The following is a 17187-nucleotide window of genomic DNA, read 5'->3' on the forward strand; positions in this document are numbered from 1 at the left end:
TACTATTCTCGTTTGTATGATTTTCATATAAGGGAGGATTTTTTTCATTGGTAAAGAAATTTATTTTGTTTGCAATTTCGATGCTGGTTCTGGCGGTGCAGATGATGCCTTCTAATGCAGTGGCACAAAAGCCTGACAAAACGGTTCATCTGCGCTTGCTTGAAACGACAGATATTCATGTATTTTTAGCGAATTATGATTATTATCAGACCAAACTCGATGACAAGGTTGGGCTGGCAAAGACCGCCACTCTGATTAAACAGGCACGGAGTGAAGTGAAAAACTCCATGCTGTTTGACAATGGTGATGAGATTCAGGGAAATCCATTGGGCGATTACATGGCCAGAGTAAAGGGGCTAAAACCTGGTGAAGTCCATCCTGTTTACCGGTCGTTTAATCTATTGGGGTATGATGCGACTACGCTTGGAAACCATGAATTTAATTACGGATTGGATTTTTTAAAGGAAACCTTGAATGATGCAAAAATGCCAGTGGTCAGCGCTAATATTGTAAAGGCGGGAACTGAGGGGCCGTATTTTAAACCATATGTGATTTTGAAAAAGAAGGTTGTCGATGAGCGCGGTAAAAAGCAAAGCCTTAAAGTCGGTGTCATCGGTTTTGTTCCGCCACAAATTATGGAATGGGATAAATCTAATTTAGAAGGAAAAGTGGAAACAAGATCGATTGTGGAGACGGCAAAAAAATATGTTCCGCAGATGAAAAAGCAGGGAGCGGATGTGATTGTCGCCCTTGCTCACACGGGAATTAGCGGGGAGCCCTATCAGCCCGGAATGGAAAATGCCGGTTACTACATAACACAGGTCAAGGGTATTGATGCCGTATTTACCGGACATCAGCATAACACCTTCCCAGGTCCAATCTACAAGGACCTACCGAATACCAATCTTGAAAAGGGGACCATCAACGGGAAACCGGTGGTCATGGCCGGAGCCTTTGGCAGCCATCTTGGCGTGATTGATCTGCAGCTGCAGAAAAAACGAGGTAAGTGGAAAGTAGTTGACAGTAAAGCGGCTTTACGGCCAATTGTTGACCCTGCAGGGAAATCTCTTGTTCAAACCGACGAGTCAATAATGAAGGCGATTAGACAAGAGCATGAGGCGACAACCAACTACGTTAATCAGCCTGTTGGGGAAACAACCGCTCCAATCTATAGCTATTTTGCCCTCGTTAAGGACGATCCGTCTGTTCAAATTGTCAATAATGCCCAAGCTGAATATGTGGCGGGTGCATTAAAGGACCAAAAATATGCGGGGATCCCGATTCTTTCTGCGGCAGCGCCATTTAAAGCAGGCGGTCGTGGCGGTCCGACGTATTATACCGATATCCCAGCTGGAAAACTGGCCATCAAAAATGTTGCAGATTTGTATTTGTATCCGAATACACTCCAAGCAAAAATAGTAACCGGTGCCCAGTTGAAAGAATGGCTAGAAATGAGCGCGGGGCAATTTAATCAACTCAATCCTGCCGGCGGCGAGCAGCCGTTAATTAATCCGGATTTTCCATCGTTTAACTTTGATGTAATTGACGGTGTGCAATATCAAATTGATGTAACCAAACCTGCGAAGTATGATGTAAATGGGAATGTGGTGAATGCGGGCTCAAGTCGAATCGTTAATTTGGCCTATCAAGGGAAGCTGGTTGCGGCCGACCAGAAGTTTATTGTTGCCACCAACAATTATCGTGCTTCGAGTGCGACCTTCCCTGGAGTTAGTCAAGGTGAGATTGTGTTAAAGGCACCAGATGAAAACCGGCAGATTGTAACCAATTATATTCAGGCGCATAAACCGCTGAATCCAACTGCCGACCAAAACTGGTCTTTCGCGAAATTTAGCGGTTCAGCCGTTCCAGTGTTTGAATCCTCACCGATTGCACAAAAATACCTTGGACAATTCCCGAATATTAAATATATTGGGCCATCCGATGGAGGATTTGCAAAGTATTCGGTGGATTTGACGCAATAAGAGAGATCTTTAAAATAAAAAAGTGCAAACTTCTAGAAGTTTGCACTTTTTTATTAAGATTCCATTAGGCTTGATACAGAAACGCTTTGCTTTTGATTAGGCTGATCTAAAGGATGAATAGTAGCAGTGCCATTTTGTTGGTCAACATGCTCGATATAAATCCGAGTTCCGTTATACATAACATTTGCCATCGTAGTTGAATTGGCAATATCTTGAGCTCTTTGTGCGTCCATCAATCGAACCTCCTTTTCCTTTAACAGTATCCGCCTAATCACAAAGTATATACGCCTATTTATGTAGGTGTGTGGTGTTTCGACAAAATTCGAGTGGTGCCTGTCACCACCCGAATTTTGTCGAAAGCTATTTACTCCCTGACCCCGTCTTTGAAGTTTTTGTTCCAGTGTTTGTCACCGGAGTGTTCGAAGTCTTGGATGGTGCGTTCAAGGACGTCGAGGACCCATTTTTTTGTTTCGTTTACGGTGTCGTAGAAGGCTTTTTCTGCGATTCCGGAGGTTTTGATTCCGGCTAAGGCGTTTGAGGAACTCAGACGGCGATGTTCATCTGCTTTTTTGTCGAACTCGTCAAGGACATGCTGTACGAACTTACCGAGGTCTTTGTGTTCCTGTGTAATCCGCTGCTGGATTTCCCGCAATCTCTTGTCCATATTTATTTTCCTCCTTGATTCGAGAGTGATTTATTATATTAAGAAACCTGAAAAATCATGGATTAGAATCTCATTAAAAATTGCAATTTTTGGATGATTTGCATTATGATGGTAGAGTACTTGTTTAATTGAATAAGTGGGAACAGGTTCCTTGAAGCTTGGTTTCAAGGATGAAAAGGGAAGCTCGGTGCAAGTCCGACACGGTCCCGCCACTGTAAAAGGGAAATCAACGCAGTTTTTTGCCACTGATCGAGATGATTGGGAAGGTATGCGGCTGGTGATGATCCTTAAGTCAGGAGACCTGCCTGTTTCGACAACGCTGAAGACCTACGGGAAATAGGGAGGTGTTAGATTGGCTGCTGCTGATAACAGGGCGACGTATGTCGCTATCGATATTAGGCATTTCTAACTTTCTATTGGAACGTTAGAGATGCCTTTTTTTATTTTTAAAAAATAGCTTTCTGGGGTTGAAGACAAAAATGGCCCACTGATCTGGGGAATGTGTCTCCGAAAAGGTCGATAGGCGACAGAAATAGGTGCGAGGCGAGTCAAAATGTCGGCTATAAGTAACGCTGCGCGAACACTATGTTATTTTTCAAAAAGAGTAGGAGGAATTAAGATGAAAAGCAGTAATCTAGGGTACCCGCGCATTGGGGAAAAACGTGAATGGAAAAAGGCTTTAGAAGGATTTTGGACCGGGAAATTAGGAGAATCAGAGTTTCTTAAGCAAATAGAAGAAATTCGCCTCCACCACCTGCAAAAGCAAAAAAATCTAGGAATCGAGTGGATTCCTGTCGGGGATTTTACTTTTTATGATCATATGCTAGACCTAGCCGTAATGTTTGGCTGCGTGCCGAAAAGGTATAGTTATGAAGGTCAAGGGCCCGTTCCACTTTCAACCTATTTTGCAATGGCCCGCGGCAGTGAAAAAGCGGTCGCCTGTGAAATGACAAAATGGTTTAACACGAATTACCATTACATTGTTCCGGAGCTCGGGGAAGTTATACCTACCTTAACCGAAAATAGGCCGCTGCAAGCCTACCGGGAAGCTCGGGACAAACTTGGAATTCATGGAAAGTCAGTCCTAGTCGGACCTTACACGTTCTTAAAGCTATCAAAGGGATATGAGCCGAAACAATTGCCTGCACTTATTTTACAGATTGTCCCGTTGTACGCACAAATTTTACAAGAGCTGGCGGAAGAGGGGGTAGAATGGGTACAGCTAGATGAACCAATTTTGGTTACCTCTATCACAAAAGATGAAATGAAAACTGTTGCTTATATTTACAAACAACTGCAGGAAGCTGCGCCACAGCTGCGGATTATGCTGCAAACCTATTTTGATGCGGTTGAATGGTATCAGGACGTTATCGATTTACCGGTTGCGGGGATTGGACTGGATTTTGTCCATGGTTTGGAAAGGAATCTGCAGGCCCTCGCTACGTTTGGATTTCCAAAGGATAAAGTCCTTGCTGCTGGGGTGATTGATGGTCGAAATATTTGGCGTGCACATCTTTCTGAAAAAAGAAATTTAGTTGATGCGATCAAAAAGATTGTCCCTCAGGAACGATTATGGTTGCAGCCTTCGTCGAGCTTATTGCATGTGCCAGTTACGATTCAGCATGAAGGGAAGTTAGACCCAGTTATAAAAGAGGCTTTAGCTTTTGCGGATGAAAAGTTATTGGAAGTACACTGTCTGGTTGAAAGTGTTCGTGACGGTATTAAAGGTGAGGCGTTCGCGTTAAGCGAAGGGGCACTCAAACGTTTGAACCAATCCCCAGCAAGAAACTGTGAGGAAGTTCAGGAAGAGGTGTCGCGCGTCTGGTCTCAGCAGGTTGAGCGGGCTGCTACCTTTGAAGAACGTCGCGAAAAACAAAAGTGTTGGAAGCTGCCGCTGCTGCCGACTACGACAATTGGAAGCTTTCCGCAAACTTTGGAAGTACGTCAAGCACGGAGAAAATGGCGCAAGGGAGAATGGTCGACGGAACAATATGATTCGTATATTCAAGCGGAGATGGGGAAATGGATTGGAATCCAAGAAGAAATGGGCTTGGATGTACTCGTTCATGGCGAATTCGAGCGCACGGATATGGTTGAGTTTTTTGGAGAAAAATTAGGCGGATTTACGTTCACGGAAAACGGATGGGTTCAATCCTATGGCTCGCGTTGTGTGAAGCCGCCCGTGATTTACGGTGATGTGGAGTTTTTGCAACCGATGACGGTTAAAGAAAGTGTGTATGCCCAGTCGCTTACGGAAAAACCAGTCAAGGGCATGATTACAGGGCCTGTCACGATTCTGAATTGGTCGTTTGTTCGCGACGATCTGCAGCGCTCAGAGGTTGCTTTTCAAATTGCTCTTGCGCTGAGAAAAGAAGTGGAAGCCCTTGAGACGGCAGGGATTAACATGATTCAGGTGGATGAACCGGCACTTCGCGAGGGGCTGCCACTGAAGAAATCTGCTTGGGAACACTATTTAGAATGGGCGGTAAAAGCTTTCCGGGTAACGACCTCGACGGTAGCGGATACGACACAAATTCATACCCATATGTGTTATTGTGACTTTCATGATTTTATTGAACCTATCGATCAACTGGATGCGGATGTCATTTCGATTGAAACTTCACGGAGTCATGGAGAGCTAATCTCGACATTCCATCAACATGCCTACCATAAAGGAATTGGCTTGGGGGTATATGACATACATAGCCCAAGAATACCTTCATGTGAAGAAATTGTCGACGTCATCGCCGGCGGCCTAGCAGCCCTTGACCCAGCCCAATTCTGGATCAACCCCGACTGCGGCCTGAAAACCAGAGGAACCGAAGAAACCATCCAATCCCTGAAAAATATGGTAGAAGCCACACATTTGGTCCGTGAACGAATGACTGTGTTAGAATGGTTTAAGTGATTCGACAAAATTCGGGCGGTGCCTGTCACCACCCGAATTCTATCGAAAGAATGATGAGGGGGTGGGGTTTTCGTGACCCTGGAAAAATTACCGATACAGAATTCAAGGACGATTCAGACGCGTCTAGTTTTTCCGCCGGATACGAATCATTTGGATACGATTTTTGGCGGGAAGGTGCTTGCGTATATTGATGAGATTGCGGCAATTGCAGCGATGAAGCATGCGAATTGTGCGGTTGTGACGGCATCGATTGACTCGGTGGATTTTCTATCTTCCGCCAAGGTAGGGGATGCATTGACATTAGAGGCGTTTGTTACGTATACCGGGAGAAGTTCAATGGAGGTGTACGTAAAGGTAACAGCGCACAACCTTATCACAAATAAAAAGACCTTAACAACCGAATCTTTTTTGACGATGGTGGCAGTCAATCAAGAGGGAAAACCGATTCCAGTTCCGGGCGTATTCCCGGAAAGTGAAGAAGAAAAACAACTATTCGATACTGCCTTAGCTAGGAAAGAAAACCGAAAATTAAGGGCGGCGATACGCTAGAGGTAAGTTGTATGTTCGACAAAAAACGGGTGGTGCCTGTCACCACCCGTTTTTTGTCGAATCCAATTACCCGATCCATTCACAGTTTTCGGGGTCATTGAGGTCGATGTGTCGTGGAATGTGGTCTTCCGTGGCTTCGCCTTCGTCGCACAGGTAGTAGTGGCGGATGGGTTTTAGTTGGTCGTCGAGTTCGTAGACGAGCGGCATGCTGTTGGGGATGTTTAGGCTTGTGACTTCTTCGTCGGGAACTAGGTCGAGATATTTCACCAATGCCCGGAGTGTGTTCCCGTGAGCAGAGATGATGACGCGTTTGTTCTGCAGCAAATCAGGAACAATCTCTTCCTTCCAATAGGCTACAGCACGCTTTTCTGTATCGAGAAGGCTTTCGGCAAAGGGTAGTTCATCTGCCCCTAGCCCTGTATATTTCGGATCAGCCAGATAATGTGCGTGATCCTTCCTGGAAAGGGCCGGTGGCCGGACACTGACAGAGCGCCTCCACTCATTTACTTGTTCTTCACCGAAGCGTGCGATGACCTCGTCCTTGTTCAACCCCTGCAGCCCGCCGTAATGCCTTTCATTCAGCCCCCATGATTTTTTCACCGGAATCCACACTAAATCCATCTCATGAAGGAGAATCCAACAGGTCCGAATCGCCCGCTTAAGAACGGAGGTATAGGCAACATCAAAGGTAAAGCCATGCTTTTTCAAAATAGCACCGGCTTCCCGGGCCCCATTATACCCCTCATCGGTGAGGTCGACGTCAAGCCAGCCGGTAAAGCGATTCTCCAGATTATATAGACTTTGACCGTGCCGGATAAAAACAATTTTTTTCACTGTTTTAACCACCTGAATTAGTTTTTATTTAGTATGTGTCTAGCGGGAGTGGATTATAATTTGGAACAGTTTAACGGGATTTAAGCACAATACTTGTGCTGCCACAAAAAAATGTTCCCTTTTTTTAAAGAAGCTGCCACCCGAAGTGCCTGCTCCTAAATACAATATTAAAATGGAACCTTCTTGTAGTATCTTCTTGTAGTAAGCGGGTGCTCGCGGTATTTTTCCAGGTAGCAGCTGACGCGCTCGAGAAGGGTAGCGAAGACAATCGGTGATATGTAGGCTCTCAATTCAGCTGAAATTCCTGACAATTCATAGTCTTTCGTGTCAAAAGTGGTTACTTCCTTTGAATAGTGCTCAGCGAAACGCTCGACCCTTTCCACAAGAGGTCGTGTTTTGTCTTCCCCTTTGAAAAGAAGGATGCTTGTGTCTTCTTCGACTAGTTCTAATGTGCCATGGAAGAAATGGGAAGCATGGACGGGACGTGTTTTGATCCATTGCATTTCTTCTAAGATGCACATTCCATAATAATGCGTTTGGGCCCAATCGATGCCAGCACCGGAAAGGATGTGGTAAGGTGTGTTTTGGTGTTTAAGGGCGAAGGCTTTCGCGCGTTCTTCGGTAGCTTCCTTTACCTTTAGTAATACCTCTGGTAAGTTCTTCATTTCTTCGGTGAATTGATGGTATTGCGGGAACTCGCCTAGTTTATACAGGATGCGGAATGCTAGCAGGTAGGATTGAATGTAAAAGGATTCGCAGGATGTATCATCACCTGCAAAGTTGATAAAGGTGTAGTCTGTCATTTGTGCCAGTGGTGTGTCTGCAAGACCGACAAGGCTGATGGTGGTGGCTCCTTTTTCTTTTGCATATTTCGCGGCTTCCACGGTTTCCTTCGTGGTTCCAGAAAGGGAAGGGAGGATGACTAGTGATTTTGGGCAAAAGTGTTTATGGTCAATGAGCATTAATTCTGAGGAGATTTCTGTGAAAACAGGCAGTGTAGAGTGTGTTTTAATAATGAATTCTGCCGGCTGCATCAGGATGGCTGCCCCGCCTGTTCCTACGAAAAATACGTTTTCAACACCTTTTTCTAACACTGTATCAATCGCTTGATCAAATTCATTTTTTAAATTTAATGCCCCATTTTGGATTTTCAAAAATCGTTCTACATCAAAATTATACATCTTCTACCCCTCCGTTTTAGAATTTTTATTACCTTTGGTATATTACCTGTGGTTATAATGTAACACGGAAAACAGCAAGTAATCAACCGTATTTTTTGAAAAGTCAAAAAGTTAATTCGGGACAAAAAAAGACAGCCATAATGGTTCTGGCTGCCTGATTTACATCTCTTGTGGACGGTATACTTCGCTTTCAAACCGTGCTTTATAGGCGGGATATCTTGATTGGACAAATTCAAAAGGTAATCCATCTTCGGTAAATCCAAGGCTTTGAAAAAGAACCATGGGGCTTTCCTTGTCAATACTCAGATAGGTAGATTCCCTTGCGGGTGCCTTTTTCACTTCAATTGACCGTTTGGCTTTATGAATGGAAATGTTGTGCAGGTTTAGAAATTTGTATAGTGAACGTTCGGAAAAATCAGTTCGGATAAGGTCGGGACATATGTGCAATGGGATATAGCTGCTGACAAGGCAGATGGGTTCCTTGTCGACGAACCTTAGGCGCTCTAGTAAAAATACTTCTGAGTCTTCCGGGATTTCAAGGTTTTTTGCAACATCTGAAGGTGCTGTTGTAACGATTTGCTGAAGTACCATCGATGTGGGTGTTTTGTTCTGCTGACTGGCATCTTCGTGAAAACCAATAAATGACTGCAGTTCGTGGTCGGTGTATTTTTTTTCCGCAATAAATGTTCCTTTACCGGGAAGACGATATACTTCATCATCCTGCTCAAGTTCCTCTAGTGCTCTCCTTACTGTTGGTCTGCTTACACCAAACAGGTCACATAACTCCCTCTCCGAAGGAATCGGCGTGAGCGGTGACTGGTCCTTGAATTGCTTGAGGATTTTTTCCTTTAATTGTCGATAAAGCGGAATACTCTTATCCATCAAAAATCAGATCCTTATCCTTAAATGGTAAATAACCTTTGGTCATATTAATGAGTTTATCTTACCTGATATGCTGGAAGGAGACAATCAAATTTTTCGACACGTGCCTGTCACCACTCGGATTTTGTCGAATAAATTCATACTCTGTGTAGACCTTTTTGATAGATTTCTATTATTTCAGCAAAATACACGTCGAAAATCGTAAAATTCCCTGGGAAATCCTGTCGAGGAACAGAAAATTTCCGCATATCTATCAGCGTTCATTTTTCACAAAGTGCCTGGCACCTATGTGAAAAATGAACGAACCGATTTTCACATACTTTTCACACATTTATCACAAAATTTTGCCGGACTGTTTGTCTATACTTAAAATGTAATCTGGATAAATGAAGGAGTGATTCAGGGTGAAGAAGGTTATGATTGCCGGAATTGGAGCAGTGATGCTATTGGGCGGTGTATATGGGATGAAGAGCGTGTCGGCCGCTGCCAATCCTCAGAAAGTGGAAACGAAGGTAGTTCCGCAGACGAATTCCCATGTTGGAAAACGGATGGCATTCCGAGCTCAGTATACCGATCAAATCCATCAAATGAATAAGCTACGGGCGGAGCGATTAGCTTTGAAGAAACAATGGGTGGAAAAGAAGGACCAATTGATGGATTTTGTTTTAGCCGCTAAACAGAACCGTGAAAAAGATAAGCTGAAACAGGTGAGGGACGTGAAGAAGCAGCTGAAGGCAATCCATTCCGATATAAAACCTTTAATGAAGGATGCAAGAGCCGAGCGGAAAGAGCTGAAAGCGGCAGTAAGAAAGGGTGATGCAAAAGCCCAATTTGCTAAGCTAATCTCAACCCAGCAGCAAATCAATGAAAAAATGAAAGCAGAAGTAGCTGAATTAAATAAGATGATTGATATTCTTAACTAGCGCTTCGTATTGACCCCGTTTGGCTAAGCAGGAGATAGTGTTCGTAAACCTATCTCCTTTTTTATTATAATAGACGTGAGGTGATCAGCGATGAAGCATATTTTTGTGGTGGATGATGAGAAAAACATTCGGGACATCTTGCAAAAATATATTGAAAATGAAGGCTATAAACTGACGCTTTTTTCAGATGGAAGGTTTGTATATGAAGAGATGCTGCGGTTAAAACCGGATTTGTTGATCATCGACATCATGATGCCTCATGTCGATGGTCTTGAGCTTTGTAAAAGAATCCGCAAGCAGAGTGAGATTCCGATTATTTTTATCTCCGCAAGGGACAGTGAGTTTGACCGGATCCTGGGTTTGGAGCTTGGCGGCGACGATTATTTAACGAAGCCGTTCAGCCCGCGGGAGCTAATGGTTCGGATAAAAAATATTTTTAAACGGATGGAACGAACATCTGAGAGTGGACAGGCTATTCTCAAAGTCCGCGATATAAAGATTGACACGGAAAAAAGATATGTTGAAAAAGATGGGCAGGAAGTCAGGCTGACGACAAAGGAGTACGAGTTGTTGGTTTTTCTAGCCCTAAATAAAGGTAAGCCCTATACACGGGAGGAATTACTTCTGCATGTCTGGGGCTATGAATTTGCGGGGGATGGCCGGCTGATTGATGATCTCGTGAAGCGAATTCGAAAAAAATTAGAGATGCACCAATCGAGTGTGGAATTGTCGACGATCTGGGGATATGGGTACAGATTGGATGAATAGGATGAAAATTGGTTCGAAGCTATTATTGACTTATTTTATATTGATTATTAGTTTGTTCCTAATCACAAGCCTTTCGTTTCATTTTATCTCACAGCGGTATCTAATGAAGGAAACCGAGCAACAGCTTGATAAAGAGGCGAGGGTGATGGGTCAGCTCCTTAGCAGGGTTGCACTTTCAAGTCAGATGGTTCAAGAAAAGCTCGGAAATCGTAAGACACTCGTTGTTTCGAAAAAATTACTGTCATCGAAAATGATTATTTGGTCCGAGCAGCGGAAAATCATCTACACGGATCTTAACGATATCAGTTTACAGCAATTTTTAAAAGAGGACCGTGAGTCCGGGCGAAGGTTTGTCTCGGAAACCGTTGCAATCACGTCGAAAAATGGGACAACCAAAGGTTATGTTACCTTGATTACTAGGCTGGATGAAATCAAGGAAATCAACCGGTTGATGCGAAAATCGCAGTTGGTCAGCTTCGTTATTTCTGTTGTGATTGCTGTTTGTTTGGCATTATTTTTTGAGAAAAACTTAACGAGACCGATTCGGAAGCTCGCTAATCATATGAAAAATTACTCGCTTCAAAGGGGGAGCGCGGAAATCTTGATTGAGACAAAGGATGAAATGGAGGAGTTGGCTGATAGCTTTAATGCGTTGTCGCGAAAGCTAAAACAGTATGATGCGGACCAAAAGCAATTTTTCCAAAATGCTTCCCATGAGTTAAAAACCCCGTTGATGGCGATTCAAGGGAATGCGGAGGGGATTTTGGACGGTGTGGTGAAAGGTGAGGATGTCGGGCATAGTCTTCAGGTCATTATTGCTGAAAGTCAGCGGTTGAAGCGGATTGTAGAGGGCATTACCTACTTGGCGAGGCTGGAGAGTGGTAATGTGGAACACTTTGTATTTAAGGAAGAATCATTGGAGGCAATGATTCTTGAGGCGGTCCAAAGTGTTGCGGCACTTGCGGACCAACGGGAAATCGATGTTGTAGTTGAAAGTAAATTTGCTGCTTCGGTTATAATGGATGGGGAAAAAATGAAGCGGGCTCTGATTAACCTGCTTGGGAATGCCGTTCGTTATGCAGAATCGAGGATTGTGGTGAGAAGCTTTTTGGCCGAACAGCAGGTTGTCGTTGAGGTAAAGGATGATGGAGTTGGTTTAGCCCCGGGAGAAGAGGAGAAAATCTTTCAACGGTTTTACAGTGGCGATGCCGGCGGTTCAGGGATTGGCCTGGCGATTGTCAAAGCGATTATTGAAGGGCATAAGGGGTCCATCCGTGCATTTAACGAAAGGCCAAAAGGAGTGGTGTTCCAGGTTGGTATTCCACTTCTACTACCTTCCAAAAAAGGGGTCTGAACCCTTTTCCTTTTATAAACCCTCCTTATTAGCCTAGTGTCCACCCCACAAGGACAAAAATGATAAAAAGTCCACGAACGGTGCCTGTCACCTTTTTGAATAATGGGTTGTAATTCGAGGGAAAATACGGATTGGGACGGAATATTACCTTTAATTACTGCTAGGAAGTTGTTGACCAATGAATCGCTTATTTATTAGATGCACTACTTCTATTTTATTTTCTGGACTAATTGTGTTTTCGGGAAATTCCGGAAGCTCCGCTGCATTTGACATGATCGACCAAGGCGAAAGTGACAGGCTGCTTCAGATGGAATTACCTAAAAGCATAAAAGAGGGGTCTCCCTTTATTCCTTTTAAAGTCACTCCCTATGCATGGATACAGAAAAATAAAATTATCGCTCACGGGATGGGCGGAGTTGAAAGGAAAAAAGTGACAAATAGTTTAAAAGCCTTTCAATCCAACTATAAAGATGGTATCCGCATTTTTGAGGTGGACCTTGTTTTTACGACTGACGGTCATTTAGTCGCGAGGCATGACTGGCACGCGTATATGTATCCATTTTTAGGTCAGGAAAACAAAGGCGATCAACTTTCACTTCAAGAGTTTAAAAACTTAAAAATACATGACGGGTGGGAGCCTTTGTCCGTATACGACCTCATCATGTTAATGAAAAGGTACCCGGATGTTTATTTTGTCACGGATACAAAATTAGATAATACACGTGTTATTAGTGAGGTTGTGGCTCAATTTTCGAAGGAGAATCGGGCACTGCTGCAGAGAGTAATTCCCCAAGTGTACGGACCTAGCGATTACCGCAGAATAAAGGAAATCTATCCTTTTGAAAATATGATTTTAACTACGTATAGATTAAGTATGAGCCAGGAAAATATCCTTGGCTTTCTGCAAAATAGCGAAATTAAGGTGGTAACATTGTCACAGAAGCAAGCTGACATTTCATTTATTGAGAACCTAAAGAGGCATGGGATTTCGGTGTATGTCCATACAGTCAATAATAAAGTGGAGGCAAAAACACTATTAAACCAGGGTGTTACGGGAATCTACACGGACTATTTAAGGATGGATGATTTGAAATAATTCATGTCAGGCACCAGTGAAGAATTCACATGGTGCCTGACACCGTTCGTGGACATTTCACCATTTTTGTACATGGTGGGTGGACAGTTGAGGTGTCATCTTCTGAAGGAGGCTTCTCGCTCCTTATAGAGGGATTTTTCCTTATACATTGCTTGGTCTGCGGTTTCTAGAATTTCTTCGACGGTGATCAGAGCCCCAGGTACATAGTGGTAGAGCCCATGGCTGACAGAGATGTGAAATGGCTTTTGTTTAACTTCATTTAAGATTTGGAAATCCCGCTGAATATCTTCCCAAATCCGCTCGACGTCTTCCCTTTTCTTTTTAAAAAAGAGGATGATAAATTCATCTCCGCCAAGGCGGAAGAGGACATCGTGATGATCAATATGCCGGTTAAGGGTTTCACAGCAGGTTCTAATTAGATCATCTCCAAAAGCATGGCCGAGACGATCATTGACCTTTTTCAAATCATTAATATCAATAAAGCTAAGAATGAATTCTTCAGACTCTGGCCCCCCGCAAACTTGTTTGCGAAGCTGCTCAATCCCAATCCTTCGATTTCTGACACCGGTAAGCATATCATAGGATGCATGCCTTTCTAGCTCTTCTTCTGTTTTCTTGATATCGGTAATATCCGTTGTTCCAATTAACATACAGGTTTGATCTAAGTAATCAACCAGCTCGAAATGAAGCATGGACCATTTGCGGATATTTGGAGTGATTTGTTGCTCCATCACAATGTTTTTAATCATTCCCTGTTCCTTTAATCTTGTAAAAATGTCATCCCTTTCTTTAGGGGTGCGAAACAAGAAGCTTCCGTCGGTATTTTTGCCCTGAAGTTGATAGTATTCAATTGCCTGTTGATTCATGAGAAGAATTTCATTGTTATCAGGATTTACAAGAAACAAGGGATTGGGATTTAAATTAAATAAACGGCGAAAAACTTCCTCATTCCTGCTAAGCTTCCTTTTGTTTAAAAAATCATTTTTACGAAATGTGTAAAATGCTAGGGCAATCGTAAAAGAAATTACTGCAGCACCTGTGGAATTAATGAGCTTGATTAAAAATGAGACTCGGTCTTGTTCAAGGAGGAAAAGGCCTATCACAAAGAGTAACTGAACCCATGTGAAATTTTTTAGTAGAATTTTCGGCTGGACAGGGAAAATGACAGCGACCCCAAATAAAATAATGATATAGGCGTAAAGATTTCCAGTCAGCAATTGGCTATTGAGAGAGGAAACGGCTCCTATCAATAAATAAAAAAAGACATAAAGGTGAATGATAGACTTTTTTGCTCTGATTTCGTTCCGAACATAGCGATAAATCATGATAAAAATAAGCGAAATAATAAGCCCAGAGATATGTACACCTGCCAGCATCTTTTTGTAGGTCGGATAAGCAAGCCCATCTAATAGGAAGAAATCGACAATGAAAAATGCAGGATAAGTAAAAATCAACATATACGAAACAAGCTTCAAACGCTCAAATAAAACATCATCATTGAAATAAAAAAACTCCCGTTCCCGATCCGCACAGGGGCACACCTTCGATCGATTTAGAAGTTTTTTAGTGAAGGACCTTAACATTGTATCATCCTTTTAGCTTAGTAATCCGAAGTAGTTTAACATAGTCATAAAGATGCTGTCGACAAAATTCGGGTGGTGACAGGCACCACCCGAATTTTGTCGAATACACTTATTTACGATTTTCCCTGCAGTACCATTTTCCGCGATTCCACGAATCGCTGCATGCGTTTTAGTGCTTCTTGGAGCTGCTGCATGGAGGTGGCGTAGGAGCAGCGGACGTAGCCTTCGCCACTTTCGCCAAAGACGTTGCCTGGGACGACGGCGACTTTTTCTGCCATTAGTAGTTCTTCGGCAAATTGTTCTGAGCTTAGACCGGTTGAACGAATCGATGGAAATACGTAAAAGGCTCCCCCTGGGACATGGCAGTCTAGGCCGATTTCGTTTAAGGCCTGCACCATAAAGTTCCGTCTTCTGCGGTAGCTTTTTCGCATCTCTTCCACTTCATGATAGGTATTGCGAAGGGCTTCAATTGCTCCGATCTGCAGCATATGGGGCGCGCACATCGTTGTATATTGGTAAATCTTCAGCATAACCTCAACAAATTCCACTGGAGCCGCTAGGAACCCTAAGCGCCAGCCGGTCATCGCGAAGCCTTTTGAAAAACCATTAATCAAAATGGTCCGCTCATACATCCCATCGATGGCTGCAAAGCTTGTAAAGGTTTCGTCGTAGCTCAATTCCGCATAAATTTCATCGGAAACAACAATTAAGTCATGTTTTTCAACAATCTTGGCAAGTTCCGTTAAATCTTCTCTTGTCAGCATGCTTCCTGTCGGGTTGTTCGGTGAACAGAGCAAAATCGCCTTTGTTTTTTCCGTGATGGCCGATTCGATTTGCTTCGGTGTTACCTTAAACCCGTTGTCCGGTGAAGTCGAAACCGGAACTGGTTTACCGCCAGCCAATGCAACCAATGGAGCATATGCAACGAATGCTGGTTCAACAATCAAAACTTCTTCCCCTTGGTTTAAAATCGCACGGAAGGCGAGGTCAATTGCCTGACTTGCCCCGACGGTTACAATCACTTGATCTTTAGGATTATATTCGACTGAAAACCGATTATTTAAGTATTTACAGATTTCCTGGCGTAATTCCAGCAACCCCGGATTGGCAGTATAAGAGGTAATCCCCTGCTCGAGCGAAAGAATCGTTGCCTCGCGAATATTCCATGGCGTGACGAAATCCGGCTCGCCCACCCCTAACGAAATGACGCCCTCCATACTGGCAGCCAAGTCGAAAAATTTGCGAATTCCCGAAGGCTGAATGTCTTTTGCCAATTGCGAAATATAGGAAGAATACCCGTTTTTCATGGTGTAACCACCATCCTGCGATCCTTATCTTCGCCGCCTTCAAAATTAACTCCATCATGCTTATATTTTTTTAACATGAAATGGGTTGTGGTGGAGATCACATGCTCAATCGTTGATAGTTTTTCCGAAACAAAGTTGGCAATCTGATTCATCGTTTTTCCTTCTATTGTAATCGACAGATCATATGCACCGGACATTAGATATAAAGAGGATACTTCCGGGAAACGGGCAATTCTTTCCGCCACTTCATCGAAACCGACGCCTCGCTTCGGAGTAACCTTTACTTCAATCATGGCAATAATGTTTGCTTCGCCTTCAACCTTACTCCAGTTGATCAATGTCGGGTAACTCATAATGACCTTTTGATCTTCTAATTTTTTAATTGTGTTTTTGACGGTCTCCTCATCGCTCATAACCATGGATGCGATGGTGGCCGCCGATAATTGGTGGTCCTCTTCAAGTATTTTTAAAATTTCAATTTCTTCACTGCTCAGTTTCATAACGAGCCTCCTCAAAGTATACAACCTCCATTTGATAGGAGATTGGCGATAATCATCGAAAATAGTCGGTAATATTACTATAATAGGTTATTTTGAAATATCACTCAATTCAAATTGCACTATTTTTTTATTAAAATTAATGGAAAGTAACAGGAGGTTGGCACCCCCTACCACTTTATTAAAAAATTCCCTCAAAAGCCATACTAAAATTATCAAAATAAGGGAGATGTTAGGGTTGATTGGATTTATCGGGCTTGGAATTATGGGCAGCCGTATGGCTGAAAACTTATTGAAAAGCGGTTATGAAATAGTCGTTTATAATCGAACTAAAGAAAAAGCGGAGGAACTTTTAAGGAAGGGGGCAAATTGGGCTGTATCTCCGAAGGAAGTCGCCGCCCGGTCCACTGTTATTTTTACCATGCTTGCGGTGCCAAAGGCTGTCGAAGAGGTTGCCCTGGGGGAGGAAGGATTTTTGGGGAGTTTTCGTGAGGGCAGTCTATGGGTTGACTGCAGTACCGTCGACCCTGTATTTACACGAAGAAGGCAGCAGAGGCAGAAGCCCGTCAAATTCGCTTTTTAGATGCTCCTGTATCGGGCTCAAGAATTCCTGCAGAAAAGGCAGAGCTTGTTTTTCTTGTGGGCGGGAAGGAAGAGGA

The 17187-nt window shown here is 43.3% G+C and carries 15 protein-coding genes, 1 pseudogene and 1 riboswitch; of the genes and pseudogenes, 8 read left to right on the plus strand and 8 right to left on the minus strand.

Annotated elements, in window-relative coordinates; genetic code table 11:
• Positions 1-47: 47 nt before the first annotated feature.
• Positions 48-1982: a bifunctional 2',3'-cyclic-nucleotide 2'-phosphodiesterase/3'-nucleotidase gene (locus tag ACFQZ9_RS14775; RefSeq protein ID WP_498944366.1), complete on the plus strand. Its 1935-nt coding sequence runs from the start codon at positions 48-50 to the stop codon at positions 1980-1982.
• A 53-nt stretch (positions 1983-2035) separates the two neighbouring features.
• Here ACFQZ9_RS14775 and ACFQZ9_RS14780 read toward each other — a convergent pair whose 3' ends face one another.
• Together ACFQZ9_RS14780 and ACFQZ9_RS14785 are read right to left on the minus strand one after the other, a co-directional pair.
• A complete protein-coding gene (locus ACFQZ9_RS14780; protein ID WP_498944367.1) occupies positions 2036-2215 on the minus strand; it encodes a small acid-soluble spore protein H in 180 nt (59 codons plus the stop codon).
• Between the two features lie 131 nt (positions 2216-2346).
• Positions 2347-2646 (minus strand): hypothetical protein, encoded by a 300-nt coding sequence (locus ACFQZ9_RS14785; protein WP_498944368.1) that lies wholly within the window; start codon positions 2644-2646, stop codon positions 2347-2349.
• A gap of 127 nt (positions 2647-2773) precedes the next feature.
• A riboswitch (cobalamin riboswitch) is annotated at positions 2774-2969 on the plus strand.
• Positions 2970-3265: 296 nt separating this feature from the next.
• Between ACFQZ9_RS14785 and metE the strand changes: the two genes are divergently transcribed.
• Entirely contained in the window at positions 3266-5554 is a 2289-nt protein-coding gene (gene metE, locus ACFQZ9_RS14790; RefSeq protein ID WP_498944369.1) for a 5-methyltetrahydropteroyltriglutamate--homocysteine S-methyltransferase, read from the plus strand.
• A gap of 78 nt (positions 5555-5632) precedes the next feature.
• Complete coding sequence (locus ACFQZ9_RS14795; RefSeq protein ID WP_198310695.1) at positions 5633-6103, plus strand: acyl-CoA thioesterase; 471 nt, start codon at positions 5633-5635, stop codon at positions 6101-6103.
• 66 nt (positions 6104-6169) lie between these two features.
• On the opposite strand, the gene gpmA is transcribed toward ACFQZ9_RS14795, so the two are convergent.
• The 3 genes from gpmA to ACFQZ9_RS14810 all read right to left on the minus strand — a co-directional run bounded on the left by gpmA (position 6170) and on the right by ACFQZ9_RS14810 (position 9000).
• On the minus strand, positions 6170-6937 hold the full coding sequence (gene gpmA / locus ACFQZ9_RS14800; RefSeq protein ID WP_498944370.1) for a 2,3-diphosphoglycerate-dependent phosphoglycerate mutase: 768 nt from the start codon (positions 6935-6937) through the stop codon (positions 6170-6172).
• 167 nt (positions 6938-7104) lie between these two features.
• Positions 7105-8118 (minus strand): SIS domain-containing protein, encoded by a 1014-nt coding sequence (locus ACFQZ9_RS14805; protein WP_498944371.1) that lies wholly within the window; start codon positions 8116-8118, stop codon positions 7105-7107.
• Between the two features lie 159 nt (positions 8119-8277).
• On the minus strand, positions 8278-9000 hold the full coding sequence (locus tag ACFQZ9_RS14810; RefSeq protein ID WP_498944372.1) for a GntR family transcriptional regulator: 723 nt from the start codon (positions 8998-9000) through the stop codon (positions 8278-8280).
• Between the two features lie 404 nt (positions 9001-9404).
• Between ACFQZ9_RS14810 and ACFQZ9_RS14815 the strand changes: the two genes are divergently transcribed.
• From ACFQZ9_RS14815 to ACFQZ9_RS14830, 4 genes are all read left to right on the plus strand, one after another.
• Positions 9405-9923 (plus strand): hypothetical protein, encoded by a 519-nt coding sequence (locus ACFQZ9_RS14815; RefSeq protein WP_498944373.1) that lies wholly within the window; start codon positions 9405-9407, stop codon positions 9921-9923.
• Positions 9924-10013: 90 nt separating this feature from the next.
• Positions 10014-10691 (plus strand): response regulator transcription factor, encoded by a 678-nt coding sequence (locus ACFQZ9_RS14820; protein WP_498944374.1) that lies wholly within the window; start codon positions 10014-10016, stop codon positions 10689-10691.
• A 1-nt stretch (position 10692) separates the two neighbouring features.
• A complete protein-coding gene (locus ACFQZ9_RS14825) occupies positions 10693-12045 on the plus strand; it encodes a sensor histidine kinase (protein ID WP_498944375.1) in 1353 nt (450 codons plus the stop codon).
• 178 nt (positions 12046-12223) lie between these two features.
• The gene (locus tag ACFQZ9_RS14830) at positions 12224-13141 is read left to right on the plus strand and encodes a phosphatidylinositol-specific phospholipase C/glycerophosphodiester phosphodiesterase family protein (RefSeq protein WP_498944376.1); all 918 of its coding nucleotides are present in this window, start codon (positions 12224-12226) and stop codon (positions 13139-13141) included.
• A gap of 95 nt (positions 13142-13236) precedes the next feature.
• On the opposite strand, the gene ACFQZ9_RS14835 is transcribed toward ACFQZ9_RS14830, so the two are convergent.
• The 3 genes from ACFQZ9_RS14835 to ACFQZ9_RS14845 all read right to left on the minus strand — a co-directional run bounded on the left by ACFQZ9_RS14835 (position 13237) and on the right by ACFQZ9_RS14845 (position 16531).
• The gene (locus tag ACFQZ9_RS14835; protein WP_498944377.1) at positions 13237-14724 is read right to left on the minus strand and encodes a sensor domain-containing diguanylate cyclase; all 1488 of its coding nucleotides are present in this window, start codon (positions 14722-14724) and stop codon (positions 13237-13239) included.
• 113 nt (positions 14725-14837) lie between these two features.
• Complete coding sequence (locus ACFQZ9_RS14840) at positions 14838-16031, minus strand: aminotransferase (protein ID WP_498944378.1); 1194 nt, start codon at positions 16029-16031, stop codon at positions 14838-14840.
• Positions 16028-16531, minus strand: a complete 504-nt coding sequence (locus ACFQZ9_RS14845; protein WP_198310593.1) for an Lrp/AsnC family transcriptional regulator — start codon at positions 16529-16531, stop codon at positions 16028-16030. The genes ACFQZ9_RS14840 and ACFQZ9_RS14845 overlap by 4 nt, the downstream gene beginning before the upstream one ends.
• A 274-nt stretch (positions 16532-16805) precedes the next feature.
• On the opposite strand from ACFQZ9_RS14845, the pseudogene ACFQZ9_RS14850 reads away from it, so the two are divergent.
• A pseudogene (locus ACFQZ9_RS14850) lies at positions 16806-17185 on the plus strand (NAD(P)-dependent oxidoreductase); the annotation flags it as partial.
• Positions 17186-17187 lie beyond the last annotated feature (2 nt).

It is taken from the genome of Neobacillus sp. GCM10027624 (assembly GCF_042675345.1).
GTDB lineage: Bacteria > Bacillota > Bacilli > Bacillales > Cytobacillaceae > Neobacillus > Neobacillus cucumis_D.